This window comes from Streptomyces inhibens (genome assembly GCF_003389455.1).
Classification (GTDB): domain Bacteria; phylum Actinomycetota; class Actinomycetes; order Streptomycetales; family Streptomycetaceae; genus Streptomyces; species Streptomyces inhibens.
The window spans coordinates 1-8,714 of sequence record NZ_QUAC01000393.1 but is presented as its reverse complement, the minus strand read 5'-3'; the positions used below and the strand labels follow the sequence as shown (position 1 = coordinate 8,714).

8 protein-coding genes are annotated in these 8,714 nt (G+C 70.1%); 3 read left to right on the top strand and 5 right to left on the bottom strand.

Features of this window, described 5'->3' with window-relative positions; genetic code table 11:
- Positions 1-125: 125 nt before the first annotated feature.
- Together DY245_RS35510 and DY245_RS35505 are read right to left on the bottom strand one after the other, a co-directional pair.
- Complete coding sequence (locus DY245_RS35510) at positions 126-1,118, bottom strand: WXG100-like domain-containing protein (protein WP_244943477.1); 993 nt, start codon at positions 1,116-1,118, stop codon at positions 126-128.
- A gap of 160 nt (positions 1,119-1,278) precedes the next feature.
- Complete coding sequence (locus DY245_RS35505; protein WP_128511216.1) at positions 1,279-1,611, bottom strand: WXG100 family type VII secretion target; 333 nt, start codon at positions 1,609-1,611, stop codon at positions 1,279-1,281.
- A gap of 753 nt (positions 1,612-2,364) precedes the next feature.
- Here DY245_RS35505 and DY245_RS35500 point away from each other — a divergent pair.
- Positions 2,365-2,667, top strand: a complete 303-nt coding sequence (locus DY245_RS35500) for a hypothetical protein (RefSeq protein WP_128511215.1) — start codon at positions 2,365-2,367, stop codon at positions 2,665-2,667.
- A gap of 391 nt (positions 2,668-3,058) precedes the next feature.
- On the opposite strand, the gene DY245_RS35490 is transcribed toward DY245_RS35500, so the two are convergent.
- From DY245_RS35490 to DY245_RS35480, 3 genes are all read right to left on the bottom strand, one after another.
- Complete coding sequence (locus DY245_RS35490) at positions 3,059-4,390, bottom strand: SUKH-4 family immunity protein (protein ID WP_128511214.1); 1,332 nt, start codon at positions 4,388-4,390, stop codon at positions 3,059-3,061.
- Entirely contained in the window at positions 4,387-6,540 is a 2,154-nt protein-coding gene (locus DY245_RS35485; RefSeq protein WP_244943476.1) for an ATP-binding protein, read from the bottom strand. Before DY245_RS35485 ends, DY245_RS35490 begins: the two co-directional genes overlap by 4 nt.
- A 432-nt stretch (positions 6,541-6,972) precedes the next feature.
- Positions 6,973-7,374, bottom strand: a complete 402-nt coding sequence (locus tag DY245_RS35480; RefSeq protein WP_128511212.1) for a hypothetical protein — start codon at positions 7,372-7,374, stop codon at positions 6,973-6,975.
- Positions 7,375-7,612: 238 nt separating this feature from the next.
- On the opposite strand from DY245_RS35480, the gene DY245_RS35475 reads away from it, so the two are divergent.
- Entirely contained in the window at positions 7,613-7,921 is a 309-nt protein-coding gene (locus tag DY245_RS35475; RefSeq protein ID WP_128511211.1) for a hypothetical protein, read from the top strand.
- Positions 7,918-8,658 (top strand): WXG100 family type VII secretion target, encoded by a 741-nt coding sequence (locus DY245_RS35470; protein ID WP_128511210.1) that lies wholly within the window; start codon positions 7,918-7,920, stop codon positions 8,656-8,658. Before DY245_RS35475 ends, DY245_RS35470 begins: the two co-directional genes overlap by 4 nt.
- The last annotated feature ends 56 nt before the right edge of the window (positions 8,659-8,714 follow it).

Sequence of the window (8,714 nt, the reverse complement as noted above, 5' to 3'; positions counted from 1 at the left end):
GCAGTCGTCGACTGCGGCCCCGCGCCTCGTTGCCAGCAGGGTGCAGTCCCAGTCGGGGCAATCGGAAGGGGCCCACAGCCGAGGAGGCTGTGGGCCCCTTTTTGGTGTGGCCGTGGGATGCCGGATCAGCCGAAGACCGAGCGGACCTCGTCCGTTACGTCCTGGTGGCGGGTGGCCGCGCCGCCGGTGCGGCGGTCGACGTGGCGCTGGCCGGCGTCCAGGCCTCGGTTGGTGAGGTCGTTCTTGGCGTGGTCGATGTACGTGTTGGGGTCGGCCAGGCTGGTGACGCCGTCGACGTACTCCTTGGCGCCGTCCTTGACGTCGCTGACGTATTCGCCGGCCTTCTCCTTGCCGATGTCGGCGGTTTCGCCCCAGTCGATTCCGTCGCGCTCGCCGAAGTGGCTCTCGATGCTCTGCTCGGCGACGTTCTGGGCCATCTCCGTGCCGGCTTCTTTGGCCTTTTCCTTGGCGCCTTCGACGACGGTTTCCCGGGCGAAGTCCTTGGCGCCCTGGACGACCTTTTCCTTGACGGTTTCCTTGACGGTCGTCTTGACGTAGTCCGCCGCCATCTTGCGGGCTTCCTTGGAAACGGCCTTCTTCGCCATCTTCTTGATGGCGTCCATGGTGGCGTGCTCCATGGCTTTGGTGGCCGCTTCCATGACCTCGCGTTTGATCTTGTCGAGGATCTGGCGGACGATCACACGGGTCGCCTGGGTGGCGCCGGCCGCGCCGATTTCGGACAGGCCGAGGGTGAAGGGTGCGGCGGCCTGTGCGGCGATGATCTCGGCAGCCAGCACCACGAGTTGGACGATGACCGCGACCTTGCCCGCGAGAACGGCGATGGCGGCCGCGTCGAAGGCGACGGCGATTACTTCAGCGGCGGCGGCGGCATCGCGGAGGTAGTTGTCCCCGCTGTCCCCGCTGCCGGCGAAGGAGCCCCATTCGTTGGTAAAGCCCTCGATCGCTTCGCCGGAGTTGGCGGAGACGACTTCATTGGCTGCCGAAGAGCCCTGGGAGGACGCTTGGTTGACGGAGTCGGCGAAGTTGCGCCAGGCCTGGGCACATTCGTGGAGCTTGTCCTCGTCGGCATCCGGCCAGTTGTAGCCGAGCAGATCCAAGATCCAGGCTACCTCGCTTGGCAGCATCAATGACACAGCGATCGTCCCCCGTGCAGTTGTAGCCGATTGCGGAGCGCAATGGAGAAGGCAGGAACAGGAATGAAGAGAGTGGAGTGGGGCTCAGGATGTCGGCCCGGACTCACATGGGGCAGGGTGCGCGTCAGATGGCCGGGCGGCCGACGGCGCTGATGGTGTGGATGCCCTGCTCGTCGGACTCGGTGTACGAGCGCGCCATGTTCTCGAGCTTGTCGCCGATACCTTCGAGGCGCTCGCCGAGGGAGTCCATCGACTTGAACATGCCGTCCCTGATGGGCGTGTAGATCATTTCGAAGGCGTCGCCGAAGTCGCAGTTTTCCCAGGGGCTACCGAGGCCCTCGAGATCGTCCTGCAGCTTCTTCGATGCCTTGGAGAAATCATCGCCGATGTGGACGAACGCATTGCCCTGTGTGCGCAGAACATCCGGATCGACGTCAAACGCCTTACCTGCCACCATTGCCCCCGATTTCCGGTGTTGTCCCGCGCTGATTCTTGGCGCGATCCTAACGATCCCACATTAGGCGATCTGAACACAGGCATGTCAAGGCGACGGGTGTGGAGGGAACGTGGGCATCTTGATGCCGCAACTCTGGTGAGAATCTGGGGAATTGACCCACCTGAGACATTGGCGAATCTTGTGGATGCGGGGAGGGGGGAGACGGGGCGGGGGAGGCGTGGGCGCCCCGGCGGCGTACTGAAAGGGCAGGTTAAATATTGGTAGGCCGTTGGTCAATCGTTTGGAGTGCGGGGGGTGGGCGTAGGGGGTGGCGGGACGGTCGACAGGGGGTTCGAGAGGGGGAGTTCGGGGCGGGGCCTCTCGGGTTTGCTGTTGATCGGGCGCGGCCCATTGCCGAGGGGTGGATACACGGTCAATGGCGTGTGGCTTTGCCGTCAACCGCGTGGGGGGAGAAATGATCCGTGGGGGTGGGCGTGGCACGTTGACGGGCGTGTATGGCGGTGGAAGGGAATGTGATCGAGTGCGCAGGCCGGCGGGCGGCGTAATAGCGCGCAGTATGTGCTCGGCTGTTCATCGAGCTGGTGCCGATCTTGAGCGGCGTGGTGAGCGTTGTGGATTTCGTCGAGCGGCGGGTGGCGGGCTTGATGTGGCGGGGCGGGTGAAAGAACCGGCCCAGGGACGGGGCTAGTTGGGGGTGCTGCGCAGGGGGAGCGGCGCGCGCGGACGATCATCCGTCCCGTAGCATTCCCGCTCATGGACGCACCCGGCAACGAAGAGCAGCCCGACCCCGAGAGTGGTGAGGGGCTGACGCCACGACAGGCACGGAAGATACGTATCGTCCTGGCCTCGGTGCTGATGGCCGCGATGGCGGCGGTGCTCGTGGTGCGCCTGGCGTCGCGTACGTCGGTGCTGGTGGTCGGGGTGTACGGAGCCGCGCTGGTGCTCTGCGGCGTGGTGATCGAACTCAGCCGGAACGGGCGTACCCGGCTCGGCACTTGGCTGCTGGGTATAGGTCTGGCGGCCGCGCTGGCCGCCGACTGGTTGCTACTGCCCTGACGTCGGCCGGTGGTCCGGAGGGCGACGGACGGCCTGGCTTGGTGGCAGGCATCGTGCCTCGTCCGTGACGGACAGCAGCATCGTGCTTCGTCCATGAACCACCGTGCTTCGTCCATGGCGGACAGCGCCGCGCCTCGTCCATGACGGACAGAGGCCAGGCCCCAGAACGGGGCCCGACCCGCCACAGCTTTGAGGCCTCAGCCTCAGCCCCGAATCCGGCCCCGGCCCCGAATCCGGCCCCGGCCCCGAATCCGGCCCCGAATCCGGCCCCGGCCCCGGAGACGCCCCGCGCGCACGCCCCCGGACCACCCGCCTCGGCCCGGACCGGAGCGACGACTGTCAGTCCGGGCCAAAGCGACCCCCCAGCCCGGACCAAAACAACCGCCCAACCTCAGAACAACCCGTGCCACATCTGCTCGATGACCAGCGACCACCAGTTGCCGGCGTCATCCAGGGCCCATGAGTCGATCGCCGCGATCTGTTCCTGGAAGGTGGCGACCGCGGTGCCCGCCGCGTGGGGGTCCATGCCCTGCATCTGCTGGCGCGTGGTGGTGAGCAGCGCGAGTGAGCGCAGGTACGCGGAGAGGGTGCGGTTGACGAACCGGCCGCCGCCGGAGGACGGCTGGACCGCCCAGACGGTGCCGATCAGGCTCTGGTTCTGCTCCGGAGCGGTGCACTGGACGGCGACGGTGTAGAGGCCGTCCGTGCCGATCCGGACGTAGCCGGCGAGGGTTGCCAGGGTCTGCTCCTGGGCCTCGGTGCCGGTCTCGCGCAGATACGTCGCCACGTCGGTGAACATCCCACCGGCCGGCGGGGTGCCGAGCTGGTCCGCGGTGAAGAAGTACGGCACCTGGGCGGGCAGCCCGGCCCAGATCAGCGTGCTCTTGGTGGCCTCGGGCAGCTGCGTCGGGGCGAGGTCGTCGGCGTCCGGGCGGCGTACGCCCTCGGGGCCGAAGACCTCCACGAGGTGCTTGCCGAGCGCCACATCCCGCATCTGCGGCGCGGCCTCGACGCCCTGCGGCACCGGCAGCCGGTGCGGCTGTGGCGGCGGCTGCTGGCCCGCCAGTTGGTGCATCATCGCGACGTGCCGCAGCAGCCCGGCGATGCCCTCGGCGCGCTCCTCGGGCCGCATGCCGTAACCCTCGGTGCAGGAGAAGGTGGCGTTCGGGAAGGTGCGGAGGATGAAGTCGCCCGGGTAGCCGCCGGGCAGCAGGGCCGGCCGCAGGTCGGTGTGGACCGCGCGGACGTCCGCGGCGTTCACGCCCAGCCGCCGCAGCTCGTCGTACAGCTGGTACTCGACGGGCGGCTGTCCGGGCGCCGAGACGCGGGCGAGGCTGCTCTCCTCGCCGGTCGAGGGGTCGTTGTAGGTGGCGACGGCGGTGTTGCCGGGGCCGGTGACCGGCGGCCCGGCGGGTTCCGCGGTGGCCGTGCCCGTCCCGGCGCCGTGCTTTTGCTGGTACATCCGTACGACCTCGTCGACCGGTACGGACGGCCATACCGTCAGCTCGCCGGATGCCCGGTCGACGACACCGCATGCGGCGCCGACCTCGGCGGGCGGGCGGCGCTGCCCGGTCTCCGGGTCGACCTCCGGGGGCGGCGGTACGGCCCACACCACCCAGCCGAGGTCGAACTCCTCCATGGCCACCTCACGCGGCGGGCCCTGATGACCTTCGGGGTTGAGCCAGCGGGCGGCGGTGGCCTGAGCCTGCGCCTGGGTGATCACGAGTGGTCTCCTTCGAGGCCGTGGGAAGCGTCGGCATCAGCGGTGCCGGCGCGCTGGGCCGGCACGGTGGGGGTGGCGGCGGGGACGGCCGCGATGATCTGCCGGGCGGTCACGCCGCGCTCGGTGGCGACGACGAGCACACCGTCCGGCGAGAGATCGGCGCCGGTGATCGGGGAGTCGGAGAGCAGCGCGGCCACCATCTTCTGGCTCGTGCGCGCCCAGACCCTCAGATAGTCGGCGCCGCGGGTGAGCCCGAAGGGCGCCGCCGCCTGTGCCTCCTGTGAGGGGCGCAGCACCTGCGACGGGTCGGCGTCGAGATAGCCGGGGGCCAGCAGATCGTGGAGGAGGAGGGCGGGTCCGCCGTTCTCGGGCGCCTCGCCGTCCGGGCCGGGCGCCGGACGGGATCCGGGGGTGCCCGCGGGGACGACGAGGGCGGCGACGGGACGTGTGGCGGCGGTGCCACCGGGCGCCGGGGCCGGGCTCTCGCCGCCCTCGGTCGCATCCGCTGCGGCGCCGTCCGCGCCCTCCAGGGGCAGTGAGCCGGTCGTCACGGCGCGGACACCGGTCAGCGGCACGCTCCAGAGCGTGCGCCACGGCAGGGCGAAGCCGAGCGTGTGCAGCGCCTCCGCGTACGGCGCCAGCCCGTCCTCGACGAAGGCGCTCTCCAGGAACGCCGCCCGCAGGTCGGCCGGCGCCTGGGAGCGGGTGAGCAGCGGGGCGGTGCGCAGGTACGTACGGGCCGGTGCGCCCAGCTGTTCGAGCGGTACGGCCTCGATGGCGGCTCGCAGTGTCACCGGGTCGGCGTGTGCGAACAGGCCCGGGTCGGTGAGGAGTTGGGGGAGCAGACCGGCTTCGAGGGTGTGTGCCGCGAGATGGTCGCGGATGTACGGATCGGCCTGGGACCAGTCCTGCTGGGGCACGGCTTCGAGCAGCGCCATGGCGAGCTTGGTCTGCGCGTCGCGGACGTCCGGCAGGCCGGAGCGGATCTCCTCGGCGATACCGGGGTGCATCAGGCGCAGCAGCGTACGGCCGTCGCCGGGGACGTCGGCCCCGTCCTCGTTGGCGTCACCGCTGTCGCCGTCGTCGTCGTCACCGTCCTCGTCCTGGGAGGCCCCGACCGGCTCGATGAACGGTGCGGCTAGCAGCATGCCGTCGGCGATGTCCTGGCTCAAGTCGCGTCCGGCGACGGCGTTCGCCAGCGCGCCCCACAGCTGGACGGGCAGGCCCTCGCCCTCGGCGAACGCGAGCGGCGCCAGCATCAGCCGCAGGGTCTGCGGATCGGCGCCCAGCCGGCGGGCGTGCAGATCGAGCGCCTCGCCGACGCTGCCGGGCAGCAGGGAAGCGTCCGCCGGGTCGAAGCCGTCGGGCTGCATGAGCACCGACTGCACGGCGAGCTGGAGGGTCAGCCGACTGCCGTCCGCGCGCTGCGCCATCGCCTCGGCGAGCGCCCGGCGCCCGGACGGGTCGGTGGTGTACGGGAGTTGGGGTGCCCCGAACTCGGGGTTCAGCGCGGTGTCGGCGTGCCGCACCAGGCCCTTGGGGTCGGCCCACTCGGGCGCGTCGAGGTCGATTATCCGGACCTGCCCGCGCGGCAGCGCCTCGGCCAGCTCCGCGGCCAGTTCGCGCGGCACATCGGCGAGCAGCTGAACCGTTTCGGTGGCGGCGAGCGGCTTGAGTACGTCCCGTACGAGGCGAGCCGGCTCGTGCGCGGCGCGTACCGGACCGGCCTGGTCGACGTCCGGCACCACGATCGTCACCGGCTCTTCACGAGCGGCGAGTTCGGTGAAGATGTCTTCGGTGCGGTCGGCGCTCAGGTCGAAGTGATCGGCGAGCAGCCACAGCACCTGGGCCGCGGTGCGTCCCGTGGGGCTCGGCACGGCGGGCGCCGGAAGGTCCGGAGGCACCGTCGCCGGGTCCAGGTCGTCCAGCGGCAGCCGCTTGCGGTAGTCGGGGTCGCACATCATCAGGAAGCCGGTCACCAGGCGCGAACGCCCGCTGCCCGGGTTTCCGGTGAGCACGATGACGCGCGGTGCACCGGGCCACCGCATACGCCAGGCCGCGAGCGCGCGAAGCGCGGCGGTGCGGCCGCCGATGTACGGATGCGGTGCATATCCGGCCGCTGCGGCGTTTCTTTCGTCTGAGGCGCTCATGGCTTCCTCGTCCCCCATCAATCCCGCTCTCCACCTTCGTGGATTCGTGCGTGTACCGGCTCGATCTTATGATCCGGGCCGCGCGCACGGGACGGCGCGGGGCCGGCTGTTCCGGAACTGGAACACGCAGGCCGGGGCGGGTGTGCGGGCTGTCGCGTCGGTGACTCGTGGGGCGAGCGTGATGGCGGTTGTCCCCGTGGCCCGTTGTGGAGAAAGCGAGATCGCCTTGTGCGGAAAGGAAGCAGATCTGCCCTCTGCCCGATTTACTCCGGCGGCGGATCTGCTTTCTTCCGTATCGGCTCTCTGGACTCTCCGAGCCCAATGAGTCCAATGAACTCAACGAGCCCGATGAGCCCAGAGAGCCCTATGAACTCTTTGAACTCTTTGAGCTGATTTCGGCGACCGTGAGCCGTCGTAAGGGAGAGAGGAAGGTCAGCCCCGGTGGCTGCGGCCACCGCGCCGCGGGGCGGTCACGATGTTGCCCGACGGGCCGTCACGCTCGGCGCGCTCCTCGTCTTCCTTCTCTTCCTGCTCCTTCTGCCAGGCGGCGAACTTCTCGCGCGACTCCTCGCGCTCGGCCATCGTCTGGTCCTCCGCGGCCCGCCGGATCTGGTTCATCCGGTCGCCCAGCGCGTCCATGTACCCCGGCGTCTCGATGGCGTCCTTCATACCGAGGCGGCCGGAGAGCACCTCCTGGGCCATCTCCTGGAGCTTGCCGCCGACATTGGGGTTGTCCGCCAGGACCTTCAGTGCCTTCCGCAGCCGGTGCGCCTGCTCCGGATCCTGGGCGACGTCCATCAGGTCCTCGTCCTGGATCTGTCGCTCATTGCTCATGTCTGCCCCCTTGAACGTGGTGGCACAGCAACCGCATCTGCTGCACCGGCGTCCTGAGTCTAATGACGGATGTGAACAGGTCGTCAAGGCGGGGGTTGTCGGTATTGCCGCATATTGCTCCGTATGCATTCCATGGTCCGCCGGCCGGCCGCTCCACTGAGGGCTTCGGGCCTATTGCGGGTGTGCTAGACCTGAGGCGATGTTGGCAGGCAGCTGTCATTCAATTCGGGGAGAAATGATGTCCGACGAAGTCCGGCTCAGTACGGAGGAGTTGCACAAGCTAGGTGCGACCTTCGAGATACGCGCGGAAGAACTGAGCCGGCAGCTGGCCGCATTCAGACGGCGGGCGGATGCCGAGGCCCTGCGGGACGGATTCGGCAGCCACGAGGCGGCCCGTCCGTACCGTGAGCTGTACGAGCAGGCCGAACACGCCCTCGTGCAGCTGCAACAGCGGCTCGCCGAGGTCGGCAGCGGCATCAAGGAGACCGTCGCGAACACCCAGGCGGCCGAGGACGAGATGGTCGAGATGATGCGGAGCGTCAAGTGAGCGAGCGACGCAACCCCGAGGCACTGCACGAAGCGGCGGCCGGCTGGCGGGAGATGGGCAAGCACCTCGACGGCCTCGTACGCGACCTGGACCGGCACGTCGGCACCGCCGCCGCGGCCAACTGGCACGGCCCGGCGGGCGAGGCGTTCGCGGGGGAGTGGCACCGCCTCAAGCGGTCCGTCGACGACTCGCTGCCGGCCTTCGAACTGGCCGCGGCGGACCTGGAGACCGCCGCGGCGCAGCCGGACGACCACGACGCGCACGGCGAGCAGCACGACGCGTCGTCCGCGAACAACTCCTCCAAAGGCTCGCAGTCGTCCTCCGGCCCCGAGCTCGCCTACGGCTTCATGGCGCTCGGCCAGCTCGCCAACGGCCTCGGCGGCGCGTTCGGCAAGCGCGGCGGCGGAGGCGGCGGCCAGCGGCAGGGGCCGGTCGTACGGCACCAGTGGGAGACCTCCACGGCGGCGCACGGGCCCGACCCGTTCGGACCGGCGCAGGCCGGCGAGGCCAAGACCCGCGGCGGCGAGGGCCTCGCCAAGGGCGTACGGACCCAGCCGGCCGGCGCGGAGCCGGCCCCGGGCGATGAGCGGGACCCGAAGGCCAAGCCGGAGAAGAAGGGCGCGGACTCCCATCCCGCCGTCCTTGCCGCCCCTGCCGCCGCGGCCGAGCCCAAGGGCGCCCCGGCGTCCGGGGGCGAGGCCGGGCCGAACGTCACCCAGCACGGCGCCTTCGGCTGACGCACACCGGCCGGTACGCCGACGCGGACGTACCGGGCGCACAGACGAAACGGCGG